The following is a 22992-nucleotide window of genomic DNA, read 5'->3' on the forward strand; positions in this document are numbered from 1 at the left end:
AAAAGCAGCGAGCCCCTGGAACCGGCGCAGTGGGTTCCAGGGGCTCGGTCTTTGGCCGACGGGCCGGCGGGGGTCACACCCGCCGCAGCACCGCCACGACCTTGCCGAGGATCGTCGCTTCGTCGCCGGGGATCGGCTGGTAGGCGGCGTTGTGCGGGAGCAGCCACACATGGCCGTCCTCGCGCTTGAACCGCTTCACCGTCGCCTCACCGTCCAGCATCGCGGCCACGATGTCGCCGTTCTCGGCGACGGGCTGGCGGCGAACCGTCACCCAGTCGCCGTCGCAGATCGCCGCCTCGATCATCGAGTCACCGACGACCTTGAGGCAGAACAGCTCTCCGTCGCCCACGAGCTGCCGGGGGAGCGGAAAGACGTCCTCCACCGACTCCTCGGCGAGGATCGGTCCGCCGGCCGCGATCCGGCCGATGAGGGGGACGTACGACGCGGCAGGCTTGCCGGTCGTGTCGGTGGGCTGGGTGCTCGGCTGGTCCGAGCCCCGCACCTCGTACGCCCGGGGGCGGTGCGGGTCACGGCGCAGGAAGCCCTTGCGCTCGAGGGCCATCAGCTGATGGGCCACGGAAGAGGTACTGGAGAGGCCCACCGCCTGACCGATCTCGCGCATGGACGGCGGGTATCCTCGCCGTTGCACCGAGTCCCTGATGACTTCGATGACTCGTCGTTGCCGATCAGTGAGGCCGGAACTGTCCGCCCGGATTCCTGGAGGTCGGCCGGGCAGCGAGCGTGAGGGCTTGGGGCCCTCAGGATGTGTGGCTGCTTCATTCATGGCATGCACCGGCTCGAGTCGGCTCTGGGATCGGTCCTGGGCAGTGATAGTTGCACTGTCAGCGGTGGTGGTCACGTCGGCCCCTCTCGAGATGTTCTCTCTCCCTGGTTGGACAACGGTAGTAGCTTTCGAAAGGTTGCGCCAAACACACGTTCGAGTGAAAAAGCGCAGAATGCCTTTCTCGAACGCGCAGCGGGGTGTATGAGGGGCCGTTTTGAGCCGAATGGCAATTCGGGCCATTACGGTAACGTTCCCGGCCGGGCCGGAAGGTGGCGGGGTGCCGTCAGCGTGTCGCCCGCGCGGCGGGCATCGCGACACGCGCGGAGTCTCAAGGGCGTACAGACCCAAGATCTAGTGGTCGCACGGCCGCAGCCACCCACATGTGGTCCCCAGTGCCATCAGGAGTCACGCGATCGCCTATGCTTGGGGCTGCTTCTGAGGGCCCAGGTGGGGCTGATGAGGCTATTCAGTCGTGCTGTGAAGGAGGGTTGGGATCCATGCACTGCCCCTTCTGCAGGCACCCCGACAGTCGCGTCGTCGACAGTCGCACCACCGACGACGGAACGTCGATCCGCAGGCGCCGTCAGTGTCCCGACTGCTCCCGCCGTTTCACCACGGTGGAGACCGCCTCACTGATGGTGATCAAGCGCAGCGGTGTCACGGAACCCTTCAGCCGTACCAAGGTCATCTCCGGCGTGCGCAAGGCGTGCCAGGGGCGGCCGGTCACCGAGGACGCCCTCGCCAAGCTCGGCCAGCGGGTCGAGGAAGCGGTGCGCGCCACCGGAAGCGCCGAGCTGACCACCCACGACGTGGGGCTGGCCATACTCGGCCCGTTGCGGGAACTCGATCTTGTCGCGTACCTGCGCTTCGCGTCCGTGTACCGGGCGTTCGACTCACTCGAAGACTTCGAGGCCGCCATCGCGGAGCTCCGCGAAGAGCGGCCGCCCGGAAGTGATTGTGGCTGCGGGCCCGGCGCGACCCCTGAGGTCCCCGTGCCCGCCGCTGCCGCCGACTGACCGATCGGCGGGAAGACCAGACCTGTTCCGGCCGCTGTTTTTGGGACGTCCGGAACATCAGACACACAACGTGCCCTGGGAAGAACTGGGCACGTCAGAGCGTTTTTGTACGTATATGGGAGGCGGCATGACAGAGACGGCGAGCGGCCCGGCACGAGGTTCTCGTACCAAGGGATCCAAAGCGGCTGCGGCTCGACAGGGCTTGCGCATCGAGCGCATCCACACCACGCCCGGCGTGCATCCGTACGACGAGGTGGTCTGGGAGCGCCGTGACGTCGTCATGACCAACTGGCGCGACGGCTCGGTCAATTTCGAGCAGCGTGGCGTCGAGTTCCCCGGCTTCTGGTCGGTGAACGCGGTCAACATCGTCACCAGCAAGTACTTCCGTGGGGCTGTAGGTACGCCTCAGCGCGAGACCGGTCTGCGGCAGCTGATCGACCGGATCGTGAAGACGTACCGGAAGGCCGGCGAGGAGTACGACTACTTCGCCTCTCCCGCGGACGCCGAGATCTTCGAGCACGAGCTGGCGTACGCCCTCCTGCACCAGGTCTTCAGCTTCAACTCGCCGGTCTGGTTCAACGTCGGTACGCCCCAGCCGCAGCAGGTCTCCGCCTGCTTCATCCTGGCCGTCGACGACTCCATGGAGTCGATCCTCGACTGGTACAAGGAAGAGGGCATGATCTTCAAGGGCGGCTCCGGCGCCGGCCTGAACCTCTCCCGTATCCGCTCCTCCAAGGAGCTCCTCTCCTCCGGCGGCAACGCCTCCGGTCCGGTGTCCTTCATGCGGGGCGCCGACGCCTCCGCAGGAACGATCAAGTCGGGCGGCGCCACCCGACGCGCGGCCAAGATGGTCGTTCTCGACGTCGATCACCCCGACATCGAGGACTTCATCGAGACCAAGGTCAAGGAGGAGGAGAAGATCCGCGCCCTGCGCGACGCGGGCTTCGACATGGACCTGGGCGGCGACGACATCACGTCCGTCCAGTACCAGAACGCCAACAACTCGGTCCGCGTGAACGACGAGTTCATGAACGCGGTCGAGGCCGGCGGCAAGTTCGGCCTCCGCGCCCGTATGACGGGTGAGGTCATCGAGGAGGTCGACGCCAAGTCGCTCTTCCGCAAGATGGCCGAGGCCGCCTGGGCCTGCGCCGACCCCGGCATCCAGTACGACGACACCATCAACAACTGGCACACCTGCCCCGAGTCCGGCCGGATCACCGCGTCGAACCCGTGCAGCGAGTACATGCACCTGGACAACACCTCGTGCAACCTGGCCTCGCTGAACCTGATGAAGTTCCTCAAGGACGACGGCAAGGGCAACCAGTCCTTCGAGGCCGAGCGCTTCGCCAAGGTCGTCGAGCTGGTCATCACCGCGATGGACATCTCGATCTGCTTCGCGGACTTCCCGACGCAGAAGATCGGTGAGAACACTCGCGCCTTCCGTCAGCTGGGCATCGGTTACGCCAACCTCGGCGCCCTGCTCATGGCGACCGGTCACGCGTACGACAGCGACGGCGGCCGTTCGCTCGCCGGCGCCATCACCTCGCTGATGACGGGTACGTCGTACAAGCGCTCCGCCGAGCTGGCCGCGGTCGTCGGTCCGTACGACGGCTACGCCCGCAACGCCGAGCCGCACAAGCGCGTCATGAAGCAGCACTCCGACGCCAACGCCACCGCCCCGCGCGTGGACGACCTGGACTCGCCGATCTGGGCGGCCGCCACGGAGTCCTGGCAGGACGTGCTGCGCCTCGGCGAGAAGAACGGCTTCCGCAACGCGCAGGCCTCGGTCATCGCGCCCACCGGCACCATCGGTCTCGCGATGTCGTGCGACACCACCGGTCTTGAGCCCGACCTCGCGCTGGTCAAGTTCAAGAAGCTGGTCGGCGGCGGCTCGATGCAGATCGTCAACGGCACGGTGCCGCAGGCGCTGCGTCGCATGGGCTACCAGGAGGAGCAGATCGAGGCGATCGTCGCCCACATCGCCGAGAACGGCAATGTGATCGACGCTCCCGGTCTGAAGCAGGAGCACTACGAGGTCTTCGACTGCGCGATGGGCGAGCGTTCCATCTCCGCGATGGGCCACGTCCGCATGATGGCGGCCATCCAGCCGTGGATCTCCGGCGCGCTCTCCAAGACGGTGAACCTGCCGGAGACGGCCACTGTCGAGGACGTCGAAGAGGTCTACTTCGAGGCGTGGAAGATGGGCGTCAAGGCGCTCGCGATCTACCGCGACAACTGCAAGGTCGGCCAGCCCCTCTCCGCCAAGAAGAAGGACGTCAAGGCCGAGGTCACGGCGAAGACCGAGGAAACGATCCGCGCCGCGGTCGAGAAGGTCGTCGAGTACCGCCCGGTGCGCAAGCGCCTTCCGAAGGGCCGCCCGGGGATCACCACCTCCTTCACGGTGGGTGGGGCCGAGGGTTACATGACCGCCAACTCCTACCCGGACGACGGTCTCGGCGAGGTCTTCCTGAAGATGTCCAAGCAGGGCTCGACCCTCGCGGGCATGATGGACGCCTTCTCGATCGCCGTCTCGGTCGGTCTGCAGTACGGCGTTCCGCTGGAGACGTACGTCTCGAAGTTCACGAACATGCGCTTCGAGCCGGCCGGTATGACGGACGACCCGGACGTGCGGATGGCGCAGTCGATCGTCGACTACATCTTCCGCCGCCTGGCGCTGGACTTCCTGCCCTTCGAGACCCGTTCGGCGCTCGGCATCCACTCCGCCGACGAGCGTCAGCGTCACCTTGAGACCGGTTCGTACGAGCCGTCGATGGAGGACGACGACGTGGACGTCGAGGCTCTGGCCCAGTCCGCCCCGCGCCAGACGGAGACGCTGAAGCCGGTCCCCGCCCCCAAGGCTGAGGCCGTGCCGGAGCAGCAGCAGGCGCACACCTCGGCGGAGCTCGTCGAGATGCAGCTCGGCATCAGCGCGGACGCGCCGCTGTGCTTCTCCTGCGGTACGAAGATGCAGCGTGCGGGCAGCTGCTACATCTGCGAGGGCTGCGGCTCGACCAGCGGTTGCAGCTGATACCAGCAGCTCACGAAGGGGACCGGCCGAAGGCCGGTCCCCTTCGTCGTGCCTGGCGGTCGTCCATCATCCGCCCGAACACGTACGCCCGCCTGTACAGGAGGCCGGGACGATGTCCGCATCTTTGTGGCTTCTGCCAGTACGACGGTCCGCCGGGGTACGGGAAGACTGCCCGCCAGAGGCAGCGGCGTGCCCCGGTGGCGGGGGCCGGGGCCAAGGACATGACGAAGCACCAGGGGGACAGCGCGATGAGCATGCAGCAGTACGACGAGATCGGTGAGGCGTTCGAGGGCTTCAAGGCCCTGCCGCTGGCGCGGTACGGGGAGGTGCCCAGCTTCCTGGCCATGGTCGGGGACGTGCGCGGCAAGTCGGTCCTCGACCTGGCCTCCGGCACCGGCTTCTACAGCAGGGAGTTCAAGCGGCGCGGCGCCGCGGAGGTACTCGGAGTCGACATCTCCGGTGGAATGGTCGCCGCAGCACGGGCGTTCGAGGAGCGCGATCCGCTGGGTGTCCGCTACGAGGTGGGGGATGTGTCCGAACTGCGGCCCCTCGGGCGGCGCTTCGACATTGCCGCGGGGGTTCAGCTGCTCAACTATGCGCAGGACATCGCCGCGATGGAGCGGATGTGCCGCAACGTGCACCGGAGCTTGGTGCCCGGCGCCGAGTTCTTCGTGTTCGCCCAGTCACCCGACTACCGCCTCGACGGGCCGTCCCTGGACAAGTACGGCTTTCTCTGCGAGCCGACCGGCGAGGAGATCGAGACCGGACCGCGAGTCCGGATCACGGCGCTGCTCGACCCGCCGATCTCGTTCGTCACCGCCTGCCCGCGCCGCGAGGTCTACGAACAGTGTCTGCGGGCGGCCGGATTCGGCGAGCTGACCTGGGTCCCGCTGGAGGTGTCCGACGCCGGCCTGCGCGAGTTCGGTGCGGACTTCTGGGCGGACTTCCTCGCCAACCCCCCACTGGAGATGCTGCGCTGCCGCGCCTGACGGACCGGCCGGACATCCCGGTAGCCCCGCCGGGGAGGCACGGAAGCGTAAGGGGCGGCGGGCCTGACGGGCTCGCCGCCCTTCCGCATTTCCGGGCGGGCGCGGCCGTCAGGTCAGGCTGCTTCCCATCGATCCTGCGAAGGAATCCGGGTCGGCGTCGAATCCCCGGACGACCTGGCGGAATTCCCAGCCTCCCGAGGCGTCTCTCGTGAACTCGGCGATGGTGGCCGCGGTCGAGGACGACACTTCGGCGAAGCCGCCCTCCGCGAGCACGGTGTAGCCCTCGCGAATGCGGTAGCCCGTATTCACTATTTCGCCGAACGTCGTCCTTCCCCCGCGCTGCTGAACGGCAATGCCCACCACCACCCGCGCGTACGCGGGTGCCAGCCGCTCGAACTCGAGGGTCATGGCCTCGTCGAAGCCGAAACCCTGGCCGTCCCGGCTGTCCCTGTTGAGGGTGATGGTGCCGTCCGGCGAGCGGCTGTTGAAGTGCACGATGTACGCGGGGCTGCCGTACGGGTCGTCGGCGGCGTACGTCGCGGCGATGATGTCCAGGTCGTGGGCCGGTTTGCCCAGGGGGGCGGGATCCCACCTGAGCGTCACTTCGACCTTGCCGACCCCTTTGTTGAGACTGCCCACCGGTCTTCCCCTCCCTCGGAACCCGGCCGGTTCCCACCGGCACGAGCTGTGCGAATGTGCACCTGGAACCAGGCTAGCCCCGAGCACCGACAACTCGGGCGGCGCCGAGGGCTTTTCACCGCTCGCGTGTGGCGTCGGGATCCTGGCCGTACGATGGCGCGGTGCTGGTCAAGTGGATTCGCTGCACAGTGATCGACCGTCGGGGTTTCGAGCGGGGGCAGCGGAAGTGGGCGGGGCTGCTGGGGGAGCCGGGGTTCCGGGGGCAGGGCGGCGGCTGGAGCCGTGAGAGGCAAGGAGTGGCGCACATCTTCTCCTTCTGGGAGAGCCGCGCGTTCTACGACTCGTTCATGGCGCGCTCGCACGACCGGCTCGCGGCTGCCCAGTCCGGTACGTACAAGAACATCCAAGTCGGGCTCTTCGACTACCGGTTCGACGTCAAGACGGGCTTCGAACCGCGGTTCACCGACGCCGACGTGGTGCGCGTCGCGCACTGCAAGGTGCATGAGGGCCGGGTCGAGCACTTCTCACTGATGCAGGAGAAGGTCTGGAATCCGGCGATGGCCGGGTCGCCGGGCATGCTGCGCGGGGTGTTCGGTGAGGCGCCCGGCAACGAGTTCCTGGTGCTGTCGATGTGGCAATCCGCCGCCGAGCACGGAAAGTACCGTGCCGAGCGGGTGGAGCGGCTGTCGCTGCGTGCGCAGACCGATGCCGACGTGGCGGAACTCGCGGGCGCGGTCGTTCAGCTGGAGCCGTCCTGGACGGTGTGATCACGCCGCACGGGCGGTCTTGTACGCACCGGCCCGGGCGGCGGCGGTCGTGGCGGCCGCGCACTGGTCGGCGAGTGCCTCGTCGACTGGTTCCCTCGTGATGTAGAGGCGGAAGAACAGCGGCGCGGAGACGGCTCGTACGAGGGCTGCCGCGTCGGTGTCGCTGGGCGTTTCGCCGCGCGCGATCGCCCGCTCCACGACCGCCTCGCAGCGGCTGAACCGCTCGGCGTAGAACGCCTGCAGGGCGTCTGCGGCGCGCTGTGACTGGAAGGCCGCCGCGATGAAGGCGGTGGGGGCGGCGGCCGCGGCCGGGTCGCTGAAGGAGTCGGTCACCTCGCGGGCGAGGGCACGCAGGTCCCCTTCGAGACTGCCGGTGTCGGGCGGGGTCCAGTCGTCCTCGCCGGCCAGGTCGAGTGCGTCGGCGACCAGACCTTCGAGGCTCCCCCAGCGGCGGTAGAGCGTCGTTTTGTGTACGCCGAGTGCTCGGCGACGTACTCCACGCTGAGGCCGGGGTAGCCGTGCTCGGACAGGCCGGTGAGGACGGCGTCTCGGACTGCCGCTCTGGTGCGGGCGGTGCGGCCGCCGGGGCGACGGGAGCCGGGGGCAGGGGCGAGGGCGGCGGACCTCGCGGTTTCGCACGACCGGTCTTCCTCGAACGGTTCGCCACCGCCGTCATCGAAGTCGACGCCGAACGTCGTACCGCAGTGCGCTACGGCGACGGGTACGCGGGGTTCCGCGCCGGGCAGGCCGCCGCGCGGGTGCGCTGGGAGCAGGCGTACGCGCAGTGGTGCGAGGAGACGGCCGGCCTCGAAAAGTTCGCGGCGGCCACCGCTCACGGCGTCGCAGCGGGCCGGGCGATCAAGGACGGCAACAAGATGGCGTACGACAGGGCGGGCGGCCGGGTGCAGGCATCGGTGTCGGGCCGCGTGCGCAACGCGCGGGAGCGGCTGCGCAGGCTGGGCGAGAGGCCCGTGCCGTAGCCGCCGGAGCCGCTTCGGTTCACCGCCCGGCCGGTGGCGGGTGCGGCACAGGGCGAGCTGGTCAGCTTGAAAGACGTCCGGGTGGGCGGCCGGCTGCGGGTGGGGGAGCTGAGCGTGGCGGCGGGGGAGAAGCTGCTCATCCACGGGGCCAATGGCGCGGGGAAGTCGACTCTTCTGCGGGTGATGGCGGGCGTGACCGAGCCGGACTCCGGATCGGTCGCCCGCAGAGGACGCATCGGATATCTGGCTCAGGAAATACCGGTGCACCGGCCGGCGGAGCGGGTGCTGGACGTGTTCGGCCGGGGGCTGGCTCTCGCGGAGGACGAGCGGGCGGAACTGCTCCTGTCGTACGGCCTGTTCCGCTCCGACGACCTGTCAGTCCCGGTGGGGTCGCTCTCCGCCGGGCAGCGCAGGCGACTGGCCCTCGCCCGACTGCTGGCACTCCCCGCCGATCTGTTGCTCCTCGACGAGCCGGCCAATCACCTGGCGCTCGGTCTGGTGGAGGAGCTGGAGGGGGCGCTCGCGCAGTGGCCCGGAGCGCTGGTGGTCGTCTCCCACGACCGCCTGCTGCGCAGGCGTTTCGACGGCCGGATACGCTGGATGGAGGCTGGGCGGTTGCCCGGCTGAGCCGCATCCGATCTCACGTTCTGGGGTTTCGGCATGGCACGACCGCGGCGCATCGTTCTCGTCCGGCACGGGGAGTCGGAGGGCAATGCCGACGACTCGGTGTACGAGCGTGAGCCCGACCACGCGCTCAGGCTCACCGAAGCCGGTCTGAGTCAGGCCCGGGAAACGGGAGTGCGGCTGCGTGAGCTCTTCGGGGAAGAGCGGGTCAGCGCGTACGTGTCGCCGTACCGTCGCACGCACGAGACCTTCGCCGCCTTCGGGCTCGACCCCGACCGGGCACGGGTGCGAGAGGAGCCGCGGCTGCGCGAGCAGGACTGGGGAAACTGGCAGGACAGGGACGACGTGAGGCTGCAGAAGGCATACCGGGACGCGTACGGGCACTTCTTCTACCGCTTTGCCCAGGGCGAGTCCGGGGCGGATGTGTATGACCGGGTCGGGGCGTTCCTGGAGAGCCTGTACCGGAGCTTCGAGGCGCCCGACCACCCGCCGAACGTGCTGATCGTCACCCATGGTCTGACCATGCGGCTGTTCTGCATGCGCTGGTTCCACTGGACGGTGGCGGATTTCGAGTCGCTGTGCAATCCGGGCAATGGCGAAACCCGGTCCCTGCTGCTGGGGAAGGACGGGCGCTACACCCTTGACCGGCCGTTCGAGCGCTGGCGGGCTGCCGAGCCGTACGGCTGTCCGGATAGAGTGGCGGAGCGATGACCGCTGACTCCTCCACCGTCCGGCGCTTCGAACGCGCCCTGGCCAGCCTGCGTGGGCTGTCCCTGGGAGACGCCCTGGGCTCCCAGTTCTTTGTACCCGCGAACTATCCGCTGCTCAAAAGGCGCGAGCTGCCGCCCGCTCCCTGGCAGTGGACCGACGACACCGAGATGGCCTGCTCCGTGCTGGCCGTGCTCGCCGAACACGGCCGGATCGACCAGGACGCGCTCGCGCGTTCCTTCGCCGAGCACCACGACTTCGACCGTGGCTACGGCCCCGCCGTCAACCGGATGCTCCGGCTGATCAGGGAGGGCGGCGACTGGCGTGAGCTCGCGGCCGCGCTCTTCAAGGGCCAGGGCTCCTGGGGCAACGGCGCGGCGATGCGCATCGCCCCACTCGGCGCCTGGTACGCGGACGACCCCGAGCAAGCCACCCACCAGGCGGAAATCTCGGCGTACGTCACGCACCAGCACCGTGAGGCCGTCGTCGGCGCCATGGCCGTTGCCGCTGCTGCCGCGCTTGCCGCCGATCCTGCGGGGCCACCGACGCCGACGGGGCTGCTGGACGGCGTGATCGCGCTGGTGCCGCGCAGCGCCGTGGGCGCCGGGCTTCGCCGCGCCCGCGACATGCTGGACTACGGCGACGCCGGGACAGTGGCCGCGGTGCTGGGCTGTGGGCGGCGTACGAGTGCGCACGACACCGTGCCGTTCGCCCTCTGGTCGGCAGCCCGGGCGCTCGGCGACTTCGAGCAGGGCTTCTGGGTCACGGCTCAGGTGGGCGGAGACGTGGACACGACCTGCGCCATCTTCGGCGGAGTCGTCGCCGCGGGGAAGGCCGGAACCCCGCCGGCCGCCTGGCTGGAGCACACGGAAGAGCTGCCCGGATGGACTCCGGCACAGGCGATCTGACACCGGCCGGCGCCTGACACCAGGCTGATGCCCGAAACCGGCTGGCGCCTGGGACCGGCCGATGCCTGAAACCGGCTGCGGCCTGGCACCGGATGCCTGCCAACGGCTGACGCCTGCCATTGGCCGATGCCTGCCACCGGCTCGTCGTAGTGGTCGGCCGTCGCGGGGCCGCCGGCCGGCGTCGGCGCCCCCCAGGAAGCCGACCGCTGCCCAGTACTGCCCGCCGCGTGACACGCCCCGACGGCCGTTGCCGGCCGCCCTCGCCGCATCCGCCGACCGCCGGATGCGGCGGTTCCGAGACTGTCACGGTCCTGCCACAGCCCGGTCCTGGCGGCGCCGAGAGGGTACGCCAGAGCTAGTCTGACGGGCCACGCCGCCCTGTTGATCATGTCGGGCGTGCGCCGACGAGACACCGGGCTCCGGCAGCGGCACCCTGCCGTCTCCCCGCCCGGTCGGGAGGGGGTCCCGTGTCCGACACACCGTCCAAGCCGTCCACACCATCCGCGTCCGCGTCACCCACGCCGTCCACACCGCCCAAGCAGCCCGGTACGACCGGCGACGGTCCGGGACCCGAGCCGCAGGACACAGTTCCGCGGCCGGCGGCGACAACGTCGTACCGGGAGCAGCACAGCAGGGCGACGCAGCCGCAGCGCCACCAGCCCTGGCCGCCGCCACCGGCCGCACGGAGACCACCGGCCGGCCCCCCGAAGTGGCTGACCGACGTACGGCCCGAACCGCCGGCCGCAACCCGTCCCGCCACGTTCGTGGCGGCCTTGGCCACCGCCCTGCTGAGCGCCCTGCTGCTCGGCGAGGGGCTGGGCCTGAACCTGCTGGTCGTAGCGGTCCCGGCCGCGCTCGCCGCGTACTTCGCCGCCCGGGCGGCAGGCCGTCGCCCCCGCCCCTGGACGCTCGTCTGGGCCGTCGGCGGCCTGGCCCTGCTGGCCGTTCCGGCCCTGCGCGACGCGGGTTGGCCGACGTTCCTCGCCGGCATCTCCGCGCTGGCGCTCGGCTCGCTGGCCCTCCACGGCAACCGCACCTGGGCCGGCGTCCTCGTCGGCTCCCTCGGCATCTTCGGATCGCTCGGATCCGGTACGGCCTGGGCCTGGCGCGGCCTGCGCGAGCGGGCGGAAGCGTCCCGAGGCCGCTGGGCGCCCATGGTGCGTACGACCCTTGTAGCCGTCGTACTTCTGATCGTCTTCGGTGCGCTCTTCGCCTCCGCCGACGCCGCCTTCGCCGATCTGCTCGGCGGCCTCGCGCCGGATGTCTCCGTCGCGGAGGGCCCCTGGCGGACATTCCTCTTCGCGCTCGGCCTGCTGGGCGCCCTCGCCGCTGCCCGCACCGCCGCCGCGCCGATGCGCTGGGACCGCCTCGAAATACGTCCGGGGCGTGCGCGCGGTCGCGCGGAATGGGCACTTCCGCTGGTCGTGCTCAACCTCCTCTTCGCCGCGTTCATCGCGCTCCAGCTCGCCGTCTTGTTCGGCGGTTACAGCAACGTGTACAGCGAAACCGGCCTGACGAACGCCGAGTACGCGCGGCAGGGTTTCTGGCAGCTGCTCTGGGCCACCCTGCTGGTCCTCCTGGTCATCGCCCTCGCCCTGCGCTGGTCCCCGCGCGGCGGAGACCGCGACCGCACCCTGGTCCGCTCGGTGCTCGGCACCCTGTGCGTCCTCACGCTGGTCGTCGTCGCGTCCGCGCTGCGTCGCATGGATCTGTACGTCGACGCCTACGGCCTGACCCGGCTGCGCATCTCGGTGGCGGCGGTCGAGCTCTGGCTCGGCCTCGTGATCGTACTGATCATGGTGGCCGGGGTCCTGGGAGCCCGCTGGCTGCCGCGCGCGGTCGCCGCGAGCGCGGCTGCTGCCGTCCTGGCGTTCGGCCTGGTCTCGCCGGACGGACTGGTCGCCGAGCAGAACGTGGCGCGCTACGAGCGCGACCCCGAGAAGCTCGACGTGCACTACTTCCAGGATCTGTCGGCCGACGCCGTACCGGCACTGGACAAGTTGCCGGAGCCGCAGCGGTCCTGTGCGCTGGTGGGCATCGCGGACCGGCTGGATGACCGCAACGAGCCCTGGTACGCCACGAGCCTGGGGGTGGCTAGGGCGCGCGAAATCCTCGAAGACCGCCCGCTGGAGGTCGACGAGACCGAGTGCCGGAAGCTCGGCACGTACGGCGACGGGCGTGGGTTGTACGACGAGTACTGACCGGCCGCGTGGGGCCGACGGGCCAGGGGCGGAGCCGAACCGCGGCTCCGCCCCTGGCTGTTTCCGGCTCGCTCAGGCCGCTCCGGGCCCTGCGGCGCCCGCCGTCCCGCTCCGCGCCTCCAGGTCGCTCTTGCGCACCCGGATGACGAACAGCGCGATGAGCACGGCGAGCGCGACCGGGCCGATGCCCGTCCAGAACGCCGTCGCAATGCCCTCGGCGAGGACATGGTGACCCCAAGGGGCGGGGAGTTCATGGGACTTGGCGAAAGCTTCCTGCTGGGCCGGTGTCGCCTCCTTGAGGAACGACGGCAGCTGCCGCGCCGCCTCGTCGCGGCAGGCGGTCCCGAAGACGGTCATAAGAATCGACAGCCCCAGGGAACCACCCACCATCTGAGTGGCGTTGAGCAGACTGGAGGCCGCGCCCGACTCCTGCTGCTCCACACCGGACACTGCCGTCAGCGTCGCCGTGACGAAGACCAGACCCATGCCGAAGCCGAAGAGCAACATCGGACCGAGCACACCGCCCAGGTACGAACTCGCCGGATCGATCGCGGTCAGTCAGGCCATGCCCGATCCCGCGAACACCGCGCCCGCCACCAGGAACGGCTTCGGACCGAGCACCGGCAGCAGCTTCGAGGAGAGACCGGCTGCCGTCACGATCTGGAACGCGCTGACCATGGAGGGCGTCGCGGCCGATACGCAGACCGGCAAGGCCGCGGTCTACCGCCGCTGACGCCCTGCGGGCCGGGCTGCCGGATCTCGACGATGCGCCGGACCGGGGCAGCATCCGCGAAGATCTTTACCAGCTCTGCCGGCAGGTGCGCGGAGCGATGTATTCCAAGCCCGGCTTCGCGCTGCGCTCGGTGCTTTACGAATGCGACAGCGAGGTGGCCGAGCGGTTCCACAGAGTGATCGTGCGGCAAGTGATCGAGCCCTCGACCCGGCTCTTCTGTGAGGTCGTAGGCCGGGGGATCGAGCGGGGTGACGTCCGCCCCGACGCCACCGGCGACCCGGTCTTCGATGTGATCCCGGGCCTGATGATGTACCGCTCGAATGTGTGCGGCAGCGAATGGCCGGACGAGGAGATCGCCGAGATCATCGACGGGATCATGGTGCCGCTCCTGCGGCCGGTGGACGGCTGAACGCGAGGGGTGGCCCCGCGGTGTCGCCGACGGGCCGCGGCGGCGTAACCTGGCAAGCGCCATGCCGTACGAACCACCCACCCACACCGTCGAGCGCTCACTGCGCGCCACCACCGGTGCCAAGATCATCGCAGGCGTCGACGAAGTCGGGCGCGGAGCCTGGGCCGGACCCGTCACTGTGTGCGCGGCTGTCACCGGTCTGCGCCGCCCGCCCGACGGGCTCACCGACTCCAAACTGATCAGCCCGAAGCGCCGTACGGAGCTGGCCGCCGTCCTGGAGGGGTGGGTCACCTCGCACGCCCTCGGACACTCCTCGCCCGAGGAGATCGACGAGCTCGGCATGACCGCCGCCCTGCGGCTCGCCGCAGTACGCGCCCTTGAGGCGCTGCCGGTGCGGCCGGACGCGGTGATCCTCGACGGGAAGCACAACTATCTCGGGCAGCCCTGGAAGGTCCGCACGGTGATCAAGGGCGACCAGTCCTGCATCGCTGTCGCGGCCGCCTCGGTGATCGCCAAGGTGCGGCGGGACGCGATGATGGCCGAACTGGACAATGAGTCCGAGGACTTGGCCGCCTACGCTTTCTCGGCCAACGCGGGCTATCCCTCACCTGTGCACAAGGCGGCGCTGGCGGAACGTGGGCCCTCCCCGTACCACCGGCTTTCGTGGATCTATCTCGACGCGCTGCCTCAGTGGGCGCACCTCAAGAAGACCCGGATCTCGGCGGAGGCCGCAGCTCTGGAAAGCGGGGGCCAACTCGGCTTCGATTTCTGATCGCACGCGTGTACCCACCCACTGCTGCGCTCAGCGGTGGGATTTGATAGAAATCCACTCATGCCTCTCTCCCCCGAGGAGCCTCAGATTCACGAGAGCGCCCAGGGTCCCCGCGTCACTTCGGCCACCGGCCGTCCCGCGTCGACCCCCCGTCCCGCACCCGTACCCGGCCCGCGCACCGCGGCCACGCCGCGTCCCGGACGGCCCGTACCCGGCCCCGGCCCGGTCAGGCCCGCGCCCGCCGCGCAGCGGTCGCACACGCCCGGTGGCCGGTCCCCGTCCTCCCGGCAGGAAAATCGTTCCGCGCCGCAGATCCAGCTGATCCCCGCTCCTGCCGGCGGCGCGCTCGACGCCGCCGACGAGGCGGTCGACGTACTGCTCGACGCGGGCCGCGCGCCGGGCGGCATCCTGGTGCTCACCACCGGTGAGCAGCACCCGTGGGCCGCCCATGAGCTGTCCTTCGGCGAAGGCGCCTACTGGGCCCAGCACGATGCCCGTGACGACGTCTTCTACGCGGACGCCGCCGTCGCGGAGCGAACTGCAGGCCGGCCCGTGGTCGTTGTCGCGGTCAACGGCGAGGGCGACGACGCGGTGAACCGTGCGCTGCCGCTGGCGAAGGCCCGGGCGGGCGCGCTGATGATCGTGTGCGGAGACCCGCAGCGGGTCAACTCCGCGCTCGGCGTGGGTGTCTGAGCCGCGTACCTTCGTTCGCCCACAGTGGGCGCTTCGTTCGCCCTCAGTGCGCGCCGTACGATCCGTGCTCTCCTCACGCTCCGTGCGGGGCGCGTGGGACGTGAGGTGCGGGAGGGACGCGTAGGCCGGCGGGCCGCTTCAGCGGGCCGCCGCCCGCCGCAGCGCGTCCGCCGCCCCGCCACCTGTGCGCGGCGGTGGCAGCTCGGCCCCGGCGGTGGCTTCCGCCAGGCCGGACGGGCGTGATCCGGTGCTCGGGCGACGGCCGCCGCGGCCCTCGCCCAGCACCTGCCAGCCGCCGTGCGTCAGCGTGATGTACGCGCCGCAGCGCAGTCCGTGCAGGGTGCAGGCGTCCCGCAGGCCCCACATCCACGCCCCGTCCTCCTCCGTCCAGCGCTCGTCCCCGTCGCGGCAGTAGAGCAGCACCGCGGTCCGTACGGGCGTGCGGCGGCGCAGGTCGTGCGGGATGACGCGGCGCAGGTGCGCGAGCAGGGCGTTGCGCAACTCCCAGCCGTCGGCCGGGACGGAGCGCCGGGCGAACGAGGCGCTGGCGGTGAGCCGTTCCTCGGCGTCGAGGACGGCGACGACTGCCGTGGCCGGTTCCGGGTGATGCCGGGCGTGCAGTCCGCTGACGACTTCACGCGGATTGCGGAGCAGCGGTATACCCGCGGCAGCCCACTCGGACGGTTCGAGCGTCCGGCCCAGACGGCTGATGGCGTCGGCCGGTGTCGGGTTCGACGAGCCGGCGGACGGAGCGAATCCGAAGGTCACGGTCCTCCCTTCGCATACGCGCCCACTGTGTGGGCAGGGTCGGTTGGGGCGCGCCGCGGCACAGCCTTTCCGGTCCGCAGCGGGCCGTGCGGGGAGCGGTCCAATTCTCGCTGCCCCGTGGGGTGTGCGGCAACGAGCAATTGACGCGGCCGACTGAAATCTGCGGGTATGGCTTGGATATCCCTGCCCAGTCCGACCGCCCGCGATGCCTCCCGTCAGGTCGGCGAGGCCTTCCCGCCGATCATGCGGGTCAGCTCTGCACGGCCAGCACGAGCGGCAGCACCGCCTGGGCGCCCGCCTGCCGCAGAAGCCGCGCCGCCACCGCCAACGTCCAGCCCGTTTCCGTGAAGTCGTCCACCACGAGCACCGGGCCTTCGGCACCGGCCAGTGCCGAAGCCAGCTGAGGCGGCACAGTGAAGGCGCCTTCCAGCGCACGCAGGCGCTGCGCGCTGTTACTGCGATGCGGGGCTGTGACCTCGGCCGCCGCCGTGTACTCCAGTGAGCCGAACAACGGCATCCGGCCGATTTCGGCAATCTTGGCGCCCAGTGTGTGGATCAACTCGGGCCTTGTACGCGAGGCCACGGTGACCACTCCGACCGGGCGCGCAGGCGCGTCCGGATCGCCCGATGCCCAGCCTCCCGGCCCCTTCGCCCAGTCGGCCAGTACCCCCACCACGGCCTGTGCCACCGCCTCCGGCACCGGCCCGTCGGCAGCGCCCGGCGACAGCATCGGCCGCAGCCGGTTGCCCCAGCCGATGTCCGAGAGCCGCCCCAGGGCCCGTCCCGGCAGCGCCTGTTCGCCCGCCGGGATACGGCCCTTGCGGTCGATGCCGACCGCGCCGAGTCCGGTCGGCCACATGCGGCGCGGTTCCACTTCGACGCCCGCGCGGCCCAGTTCACCGCGCGCCGTGTCCAACGCCTCCGGCGACAGACCGGCGGTGAACCGGGGCTGCGCGCAGTTGTCGCAGCGGCCGCACGCCGCCGCGCCTTCGTCGTCCAGCTGGCGCTGCAGGAACTCCATCCGGCAGCCGGTCGTCGTGGCGTAGTCCCGCATGGCCTGTTGCTCGGCCGCGCGCTGGCGCGCCACCCAGGCGTACCGCTCGGCGTCGTACGCCCAGGGCTGACCGGTGGCGGTCCAGCCGCCCTTCACCCGCCTGACCGCACCGTCCACATCGAGGACCTTGAGCATCATCTCCAGGCGGGAGCGGCGCAGCTCCACCAGTGGCTCCAGCGCGGGCAGCGACAGCGGCTTCGCCGCGCGGGCGAGCACATCGAGAGTGCGCCGGACCAGCTCCTCGGGCGGGAACGCGACCGAGGCGAAGTACTGCCAGATCGCCTCGTCCTCCTTGCCCGGCAGCAGCAGTACCTCCGCGTGGTCCACGGCACGGCCCGCGCGTCCGACCTGCTGGTAGTACGCGATGGGTGAGGAGGGGGAACCGAGGTGGACGACGAAGCCGAGGTCGGGTTTGTCGAAGCCCATGCCCAGCGCGGAGGTGGCGACAAGAGCCTTGACACGGTTGGCGAGCAGGTCCTCCTCGGCCTGCTGGCGGTCGGCGTTCTCGGTCTTGCCCGTGTACGAGGCGACGGTGTGCCCGCGTTGGCGCAGGAAGGCGGTGACCTCCTCGGCGGCGGCCACGGTCAAGGTGTAGATGATCCCGGAGCCGGGGAGTTCGCCCAGGTGGTCGGCGAGCCAGGCCAGCCGGTGTGCTGCATCGGGGAGGCGCAGTACACCCAGGCTGAGACTGTCCCGGTTGAGCGGCCCACGCAGCACCAGGGCGTCGGAGCCACCGCCCGTGCCCAGCTGATCGGCGACGTCGGCGGTCACGCGCGCGTTGGCTGTCGCCGTGGTGGCGAGAACCGGCACATCGGGCGGCAGGTCGGCGAGCATGGTGCGCAGCCGCCGGTAGTCGGGCCGGAAGTCGTGACCCCAGTCCGAGATGCAGTGCGCCTCGTCCACCACGAGCAGGCCGGTGGCGGCGGACAGCTTGGGAAGCACCTCGTCGCGGAAGTCGGGATTGTTGAGGCGCTCGGGGCTGACCAGGAGCACGTCCACCTCGCCCGCGGCGACCTCGGCCTGGACCGTGTCCCACTCCTCGGTGTTGGAGGAGTTGATGCTCCGGGCGCGGATGCCGGCGCGGGCCGCGGCCTCGACCTGGTTGCGCATGAGCGCGAGGAGCGGCGAGACGATCACGGTGGGGCCCGCGCCGCGCTCGCGCAGCAGCGCGGTGGCCACGAAGTACACGGCGGACTTGCCCCAGCCGGTGCGCTGCACGACCAGCGCCCGGCGCTTGTCCGCGACGAGAGCCTCGATGGCCAGCCATTGGTCCTCGCGCAGCCGGGCCGCGCCGGTGGTGTCTCCGACAAGGCGGGCGAGTACGGAATCGGCCGAGGACCTGAGCTCTGCGTTGGTCATGCCCCCATGCAACCTGATGACTCGTACATTGTGCGAATGCGACCTCCGGCCTGTGGATAACTTTATCCACAGGGTTGGCGGAGCGGGCGGTGTCTGCGGGACCGTCGAGCCATGAACAAGCACCACGAACCCACAGGCCCCTCCGCCGGCGACCAGATCACCCTGCGTGGCCCCGCCGAACTGGCCGACGCCCTTCCGTATCTGATGGGCTTCCATCCGACCGACAGCGTGGTGATGGTAGCGCTGCACGGCCGCCGGGGCCGGTTCGGCGGACGGCTCAGGCTGGGCATCCCCCGCTCGCCGCGGGAATGGCCGTTCGTCTCCGACCAGCTCGCCGACTGCCTGGTGAGCGGCAGTGAGCGCCGAGGAGGCCGTCCCGACGGCATCGTCGTCTTCCTCTGCCAGGACCCGGCCGACGGGGAGTCGGGCAAGCAGGTGATGGAGCGGCTGCGCCCCTTCGCGCAGCGGCTGCGAACCGCGTGCGGCGCGCTCGATGTGCCCGTGTTCGAAGCGCTGTGCATTTCCGACGGGAGGTACTGGTCCTACTGCTGCCCCGATGAGCGCTGCTGCCCGCCCGAGGGCAACGTACTGGCCCTGCCGGGCACCTCGGTGATGGCCGCCGCCGCGGCCTACGCCGGTATCCAGGTTCAGGGATCCCTGCGGGACATGGAGGCGAGGCTCGCGCCCCGGCAGCCCGTCGACCAGGAGCAGGTGCGGGCTCTGGACGCGGCGGGGCTCGCGCTGGTGCCCCGGATCCTCGGCGGGGCCGAGCGTGAGGAGGTCGCAGCCGAGACGCTCGGGCTGGTGCGCCGGCTCATGAAGCGCCTTGGTGAGAATCCGCCGGCGTCGGCGGGCCGGCCGGACGCGGACGCCGGGGACGACGCGCTCATCTCCCATGACGAGGCTGCCGCCGTCATCCTCGGACTTCAGGACCGGGAGACGAGGGACCGGGCCGCGGAATGGATGGAAGGCCCGGACGCCGAGCCCGCACTACGGCTCTGGCGGGCGCTCGCCCGTCGGTGCGCGGGAGCGTACGAAACCCATGCCGCCGCCCCGCTCACGCTCGCGGGATGGGTCGCCTGGTCGAGCGGCGACGAGCCGGGGGCACGGGTCGCCCTCGGCCGAGCCCTGCGGTCCGACCCCGAGTACACCTTCGCGCAGCTCCTGCACCAGGCGTGCAACGAGGGTCTCGATCCCGAAGCGCTACGGCGCTGTCTGCGCCAGGAGCGCGCGGAGCGCAAGCGGCCCGGCCCCCGCGCTCTGCGTACGCGTCCGGCCACTCGTTCGGCCACTCGTTCGGTACGGCAGCAGGCAGCCGCCAAGCAGAGCGCACCGCCCGCCAAGGCGCGGCCCGGTGCGGCCGCCGCACGCGGCCGCACGCGCCGACAGGACGGGCAGCGCCGCAGGAGCGAGCGATGACGGCCGTGACCAGGGTGCCGATGTGGACGTTCACACCGGTGGCGGTACCCCGAACGCCCCGCGCCATCTCGACCGGTGCGGCTGTCACGAGCGCAGAGGAGGCACCGTATGACCCTTACCGCCCCGCCCCCCGCCGCGGGAAGGCCGCTCGCGGGAGGTGCCAGGGCTCCCGGTGAGCTGCCCTCGGTACATGCCCTGCTGATCTGCGCCGACCTGCCGGGATTCGCGCTGTCCGCCGAACACGGGCAGCTCACCGGTCACGGCCTGGAGGGCTTCTACCAGTCGGGGCGCCGTCTGCTCGCCCGCTGCCACTTGCGGGTCGCGGATCGCGAACCGGTCGCCGTGCAGGGCCGGCTGATCTCGGCAGGGCGTGCCCGGTTCGTGGGTGTGGTGCGTACGCCGGCCGGCACCGGGCCGGACCCCGAGATCGCCGTGGAGCGGCTGCGGCACGCCGAGGGCACGGAACGGATCACCCTGCGCAGCTCGGCGCGCCGAACGCTGCGGCTCCGGGTGGAGATCGGACTTGGCACCGATCTCGCGGACCTCGGCGCCGTCGCGGCCGGCCGCGCGGGGCCCGAGCTGCCCGCCAGCGTGCACGCCTCGGGTATGCGCTGGTCGGCGGCGGGCGCCCAGGCGGTGGTCACCGCCGATCCGCCTCCCCAGGACGCGATCGCCTCCGCCGGTCTGCTGCGCTGGGAGATCGAGCTGCTGCCCGGCGCCTCGCGCACCATCGAGCTGCGGATCCGTACGGACCGTGGTGCCCGGCCGCCGGTGAAAACCGGGACGGGGCCGCTCTCCGAGGCGACGGCGGAGGGTGACGATCCGCGGGTACGGGAGCTGCTGCGGACCAGCCTCGACGATCTGCGGGCCCTGCTGATGCGCGACCCCCGCAACCCGGCGGACGTATACCTGGCGGCGGGAGTGCCCTGGCGGTGCGGGCTCGCGCCCGCCGAGGCGCTGTGGGCGGCGCGGATGGCGCTGCCGCTCGGCACTCGGCTCGCCGCGTCCACCCTGCGCGCTCTCGCCCGTACCCAGCTGACGGGCCCTGGACCCCTCCAGGGGCGGCTCCCGGGCCCGCTCAGGGACGCGGGACCGCATCTCCCGCCCAGTTGCACGGGGGTGGAGGCGACGCTGGCCTTCCCGGTCGTCCTCGCGGAGGCGCGGCGGTGGGGGCTCCCGGAGCAGGACCTGGAGGAGCTGCTTCCGGTGGCCGAACGCTGTCTGCTCTGGCTGCGCAGAGCCGCGGACGACGACGGGTGCCTGCGGGAAGGCCCCAACGGGCCGCGGCGCAGCGAAACCCAGGCGCATGCCCACCGCGCGGCCGTGCTCGGCGCCGACCTGCTGGCCGAGTGCGGCAGGCCGGGCGCCGAAGGATGGCGCGAGTGGGCGGCCACGCTGCGCCGCACGTTCCGGGAGGGTTTCTGGATCGACGACCGAGCGGGCGGCCGGCCGGCGGCGGCAGGCACCGCCGGGGGGCGGCTCGTCCCGCACCTCGGCGCCGCCGCCGCGCACCTCCTGGACACCGGCCTGCTCGGCGGGGGCAGACAGGCGCCGGGCCTGCTGGACAAGGTGCAGACCGAGCAGGTGGCGAGACTGCTCGGCGGCCCCGCGATGGACTCGGGCTGGGGGCTGCGCAGCCTCGGCGCCAAGGAGCCGGGGCACAACCCCTTCGGCCACCGCGGCGGCGCGGTGCGCGTCCACGAAACCGCCGTCGCCGTCGCGGGACTCGCGGCGGCGGGGTACGAGCGGGAGGCGGCCGCCCTCCTGCGCGGGGTCCTCGACGCGGCGGGAGCCTTCGGCAACCGGCTGCCGGAGATGTACGCCGGCGAGCAGCGCACCGCGGACAGCCTTCCCGTCCCGCACCCGGCCGCGTGCCGGCCCGCGGCGGTGGCCGCCGCTGCCGGAATCCACCTGCTCACCGTGCTCGCGGGCATCCGCCCGGACGCCCCGGCGGGCACGGTCGCGCTGTTCCCCGTGCGCAGCGCGCCGCTCGGCGCGGTGCAGTTCTCCGGCCTGCGCGTGGCGGGTGAACCCTTCGCCGTACGGATCAGCAGGCTCGGCCTCGGCATGGTCGAGGAAGCGGCCGGCGCACTCCAGTTGGGGGTCTGAACCGTGGATGCCGACGAGTGGGGTGAAGAGGTCGGCCGGGACGGTGGCTTCCCCGGCAGGAGGACTGTTTATCGTCAGGCAGACGACTATGATCGCGGCATGTCGCCCTACGACCCATCGGCCTTTCCTCCCTTCGCCGTCACCGTGGATCTGGTCGTACTCACCGTGCGCCGTCACGCGCTGTGCGCACTGGTCGTACGCCGCGGGGAGCAGCCCTATCAGGGCCGCTGGGCGCTGCCCGGAGGCTTCGTGCGGGCGGAGGAGGACCTCGGTGCGGCGGCGGCCCGTGAACTCGCCGAGGAGACGGGGCTGTGCGCGCACGAGCCCGGCACACCCTCGATCGGGAACGGGGCGCACCTCGAACAGCTCGCCACGTACGGAGACCCGAAACGGGACCCCCGGATGCGCGTGGTGAGCGTGGCCCACCTCGTGCTCGCGCCGGATCTGCCCGCCCCGCGGGCCGGCGGCGACGCGCACAGCGCGCGCTGGGCGCCGGTGGAAGCCCTGCTTGACCAGGGTGGCGACTACAGCCGCGAGGACGAGCCTCCGGCGCCGCTCGCCTTCGACCATGCCCAGATCCTCGCGGACGGCGTGGAGCGCGCCCGTTCCAAGATCGAGTACTCGTCGCTCGCGACCGCCTTCTGCCCTCCGGAGTTCACGGTCGGCGAGTTGCGCCGGGTGTACGAAGCCGTGTGGGGCGTCGCACTCGACCCCCGGAATTTCCACCGCAAGGTCACCGGTACCCCTGGGTTCCTCGTCCCCTCGGGCGGGACCACGACCCGGCAGGGCGGCAGGCCCGCACAGCTGTTCCGGGCGGGCGGCGCGACGCTGCTCAATCCGCCGATGCTGCGTCCCGAGGTCTGACGCAGAGGCCCGGTACGGAGGTCGGCCCGGAGGTCGGTCCGAGTACGACGCGGAGGCCGGCGCCGGGTCCGAACGCCGGTCCGGCAGCCGACCTCTGACACCCGAGCGGTCCGCGCTGCACAAAAAGTCGGATATGTCGCGTTATCTTGCTGCGTACCGCCCTGCCGC

The 22992-nt window shown here is 71.1% G+C and carries 17 protein-coding genes and 3 pseudogenes; 14 read left to right on the top strand and 6 right to left on the bottom strand.

The features are described from left to right. Positions 1 to 73 precede the first annotated feature (73 nt). Complete coding sequence (gene lexA / locus AC1P0E_RS25590; RefSeq protein ID WP_482744459.1) at positions 74 to 859, bottom strand: transcriptional repressor LexA; 786 nt, start codon at positions 857 to 859, stop codon at positions 74 to 76. Positions 860 to 1281: 422 nt separating this feature from the next. On the opposite strand from lexA, the gene nrdR reads away from it, so the two are divergent. The 3 genes from nrdR to AC1P0E_RS25605 all read left to right on the top strand — a co-directional run bounded on the left by nrdR (position 1282) and on the right by AC1P0E_RS25605 (position 5817). Continuing rightward, positions 1282 to 1800 carry a transcriptional regulator NrdR gene (gene nrdR, locus AC1P0E_RS25595; protein WP_482744460.1) on the top strand — a complete coding sequence of 173 codons (519 nt, stop codon included), beginning with the start codon at positions 1282 to 1284 and terminating at the stop codon, positions 1798 to 1800. 127 nt (positions 1801 to 1927) lie between these two features. Then, the gene (locus AC1P0E_RS25600; RefSeq protein WP_482744461.1) at positions 1928 to 4828 is read left to right on the top strand and encodes a vitamin B12-dependent ribonucleotide reductase; all 2901 of its coding nucleotides are present in this window, start codon (positions 1928 to 1930) and stop codon (positions 4826 to 4828) included. Between the two features lie 248 nt (positions 4829 to 5076). Next, entirely contained in the window at positions 5077 to 5817 is a 741-nt protein-coding gene (locus AC1P0E_RS25605) for a class I SAM-dependent methyltransferase (RefSeq protein WP_482745896.1), read from the top strand. Between the two features lie 108 nt (positions 5818 to 5925). On the opposite strand, the gene AC1P0E_RS25610 is transcribed toward AC1P0E_RS25605, so the two are convergent. Beyond that, entirely contained in the window at positions 5926 to 6456 is a 531-nt protein-coding gene (locus AC1P0E_RS25610; protein ID WP_482744462.1) for a TerD family protein, read from the bottom strand. Positions 6457 to 6617: 161 nt separating this feature from the next. Here AC1P0E_RS25610 and AC1P0E_RS25615 point away from each other — a divergent pair, with 161 nt between their 5' ends. Further along, entirely contained in the window at positions 6618 to 7223 is a 606-nt protein-coding gene (locus AC1P0E_RS25615; protein WP_482744463.1) for a YdbC family protein, read from the top strand. Here the strand turns inward: AC1P0E_RS25615 and AC1P0E_RS25620 are convergent. Next, positions 7224 to 7834, bottom strand: a pseudogene (locus AC1P0E_RS25620) (TetR/AcrR family transcriptional regulator); the annotation flags it as partial. A gap of 402 nt (positions 7835 to 8236) precedes the next feature. Between AC1P0E_RS25620 and AC1P0E_RS25625 the strand changes: the two are divergent. From AC1P0E_RS25625 to AC1P0E_RS25640, 4 genes are all read left to right on the top strand, one after another. Then, positions 8237 to 8830 (top strand): ATP-binding cassette domain-containing protein, encoded by a 594-nt coding sequence (locus tag AC1P0E_RS25625; RefSeq protein ID WP_482744464.1) that lies wholly within the window; start codon positions 8237 to 8239, stop codon positions 8828 to 8830. A gap of 33 nt (positions 8831 to 8863) precedes the next feature. Next, positions 8864 to 9538 (top strand): histidine phosphatase family protein, encoded by a 675-nt coding sequence (locus AC1P0E_RS25630; RefSeq protein ID WP_482744465.1) that lies wholly within the window; start codon positions 8864 to 8866, stop codon positions 9536 to 9538. Further along, complete coding sequence (locus AC1P0E_RS25635) at positions 9535 to 10443, top strand: ADP-ribosylglycohydrolase family protein (RefSeq protein ID WP_482744466.1); 909 nt, start codon at positions 9535 to 9537, stop codon at positions 10441 to 10443. The genes AC1P0E_RS25630 and AC1P0E_RS25635 overlap by 4 nt, the downstream gene beginning before the upstream one ends. Positions 10444 to 10910: 467 nt before the next feature. Beyond that, positions 10911 to 12644: a DUF4153 domain-containing protein gene (locus tag AC1P0E_RS25640; RefSeq protein WP_482744467.1), complete on the top strand. Its 1734-nt coding sequence runs from the start codon at positions 10911 to 10913 to the stop codon at positions 12642 to 12644. 72 nt (positions 12645 to 12716) lie between these two features. Here the strand turns inward: AC1P0E_RS25640 and AC1P0E_RS25645 are convergent. After that, positions 12717 to 13304: pseudogene (locus AC1P0E_RS25645) on the bottom strand (MFS transporter); the annotation flags it as partial. Between AC1P0E_RS25645 and AC1P0E_RS25650 the strand changes: the two are divergent. From AC1P0E_RS25650 to AC1P0E_RS25660, 3 genes and pseudogenes are all read left to right on the top strand, one after another. Continuing rightward, positions 13210 to 13786 (top strand): annotated as a pseudogene (locus AC1P0E_RS25650) (TetR-like C-terminal domain-containing protein). The pseudogenes AC1P0E_RS25645 and AC1P0E_RS25650 sit on opposite strands and share 95 nt — an antisense overlap. A 61-nt stretch (positions 13787 to 13847) precedes the next feature. Beyond that, the gene (locus tag AC1P0E_RS25655; RefSeq protein ID WP_482744468.1) at positions 13848 to 14558 is read left to right on the top strand and encodes a ribonuclease HII; all 711 of its coding nucleotides are present in this window, start codon (positions 13848 to 13850) and stop codon (positions 14556 to 14558) included. A 60-nt stretch (positions 14559 to 14618) separates the two neighbouring features. Next, positions 14619 to 15251, top strand: a complete 633-nt coding sequence (locus tag AC1P0E_RS25660; protein ID WP_482744469.1) for a hypothetical protein — start codon at positions 14619 to 14621, stop codon at positions 15249 to 15251. A 138-nt stretch (positions 15252 to 15389) separates the two neighbouring features. Here AC1P0E_RS25660 and AC1P0E_RS25665 read toward each other — a convergent pair whose 3' ends face one another. Then, complete coding sequence (locus AC1P0E_RS25665; RefSeq protein WP_482744470.1) at positions 15390 to 16019, bottom strand: hypothetical protein; 630 nt, start codon at positions 16017 to 16019, stop codon at positions 15390 to 15392. A gap of 250 nt (positions 16020 to 16269) precedes the next feature. Next, positions 16270 to 18432: a RecQ family ATP-dependent DNA helicase gene (locus AC1P0E_RS25670; RefSeq protein ID WP_482744471.1), complete on the bottom strand. Its 2163-nt coding sequence runs from the start codon at positions 18430 to 18432 to the stop codon at positions 16270 to 16272. A 111-nt stretch (positions 18433 to 18543) separates the two neighbouring features. On the opposite strand from AC1P0E_RS25670, the gene AC1P0E_RS25675 reads away from it, so the two are divergent. From AC1P0E_RS25675 to AC1P0E_RS25685, 3 genes are all read left to right on the top strand, one after another. Then, positions 18544 to 19851, top strand: a complete 1308-nt coding sequence (locus AC1P0E_RS25675; RefSeq protein WP_482744472.1) for a DUF4192 domain-containing protein — start codon at positions 18544 to 18546, stop codon at positions 19849 to 19851. Positions 19852 to 19959: 108 nt separating this feature from the next. Next, the gene (locus tag AC1P0E_RS25680) at positions 19960 to 21960 is read left to right on the top strand and encodes a glycogen debranching N-terminal domain-containing protein (RefSeq protein WP_482744473.1); all 2001 of its coding nucleotides are present in this window, start codon (positions 19960 to 19962) and stop codon (positions 21958 to 21960) included. A gap of 99 nt (positions 21961 to 22059) precedes the next feature. Continuing rightward, a complete protein-coding gene (locus AC1P0E_RS25685; protein WP_482744474.1) occupies positions 22060 to 22824 on the top strand; it encodes an NUDIX hydrolase in 765 nt (254 codons plus the stop codon). Positions 22825 to 22992: the final 168 nt, after the last annotated feature.

Source organism: Streptomyces sp. TRD_SC_5 (genome assembly GCF_056836825.1).

Excerpts from the sequence above, each read along its gene's own strand:
- AC1P0E_RS25600 (WP_482744461.1), top strand. The coding sequence starts at position 1,928 with ATGACAGAGACGGCGAGCGGCCCGGCACGAGGTTCTCGTACCAAGGGA.
- AC1P0E_RS25680 (WP_482744473.1), top strand. The coding sequence starts at position 19,960 with ATGACCCTTACCGCCCCGCCCCCCGCCGCGGGAAGGCCGCTCGCGGGA.
- AC1P0E_RS25670 (WP_482744471.1), bottom strand. The coding sequence starts at position 18,432 with ATGACCAACGCAGAGCTCAGGTCCTCGGCCGATTCCGTACTCGCCCGC.
- AC1P0E_RS25635 (WP_482744466.1), top strand. The coding sequence starts at position 9,535 with ATGACCGCTGACTCCTCCACCGTCCGGCGCTTCGAACGCGCCCTGGCC.
- AC1P0E_RS25675 (WP_482744472.1), top strand. The coding sequence starts at position 18,544 with ATGAACAAGCACCACGAACCCACAGGCCCCTCCGCCGGCGACCAGATC.
- AC1P0E_RS25630 (WP_482744465.1), top strand. The coding sequence starts at position 8,864 with ATGGCACGACCGCGGCGCATCGTTCTCGTCCGGCACGGGGAGTCGGAG.
- AC1P0E_RS25685 (WP_482744474.1), top strand. The coding sequence starts at position 22,060 with ATGTCGCCCTACGACCCATCGGCCTTTCCTCCCTTCGCCGTCACCGTG.
- AC1P0E_RS25660 (WP_482744469.1), top strand. The coding sequence starts at position 14,619 with ATGCCTCTCTCCCCCGAGGAGCCTCAGATTCACGAGAGCGCCCAGGGT.
- nrdR (WP_482744460.1), top strand. The coding sequence starts at position 1,282 with ATGCACTGCCCCTTCTGCAGGCACCCCGACAGTCGCGTCGTCGACAGT.
- AC1P0E_RS25655 (WP_482744468.1), top strand. The coding sequence starts at position 13,848 with ATGCCGTACGAACCACCCACCCACACCGTCGAGCGCTCACTGCGCGCC.
- AC1P0E_RS25605 (WP_482745896.1), top strand. The coding sequence starts at position 5,077 with ATGAGCATGCAGCAGTACGACGAGATCGGTGAGGCGTTCGAGGGCTTC.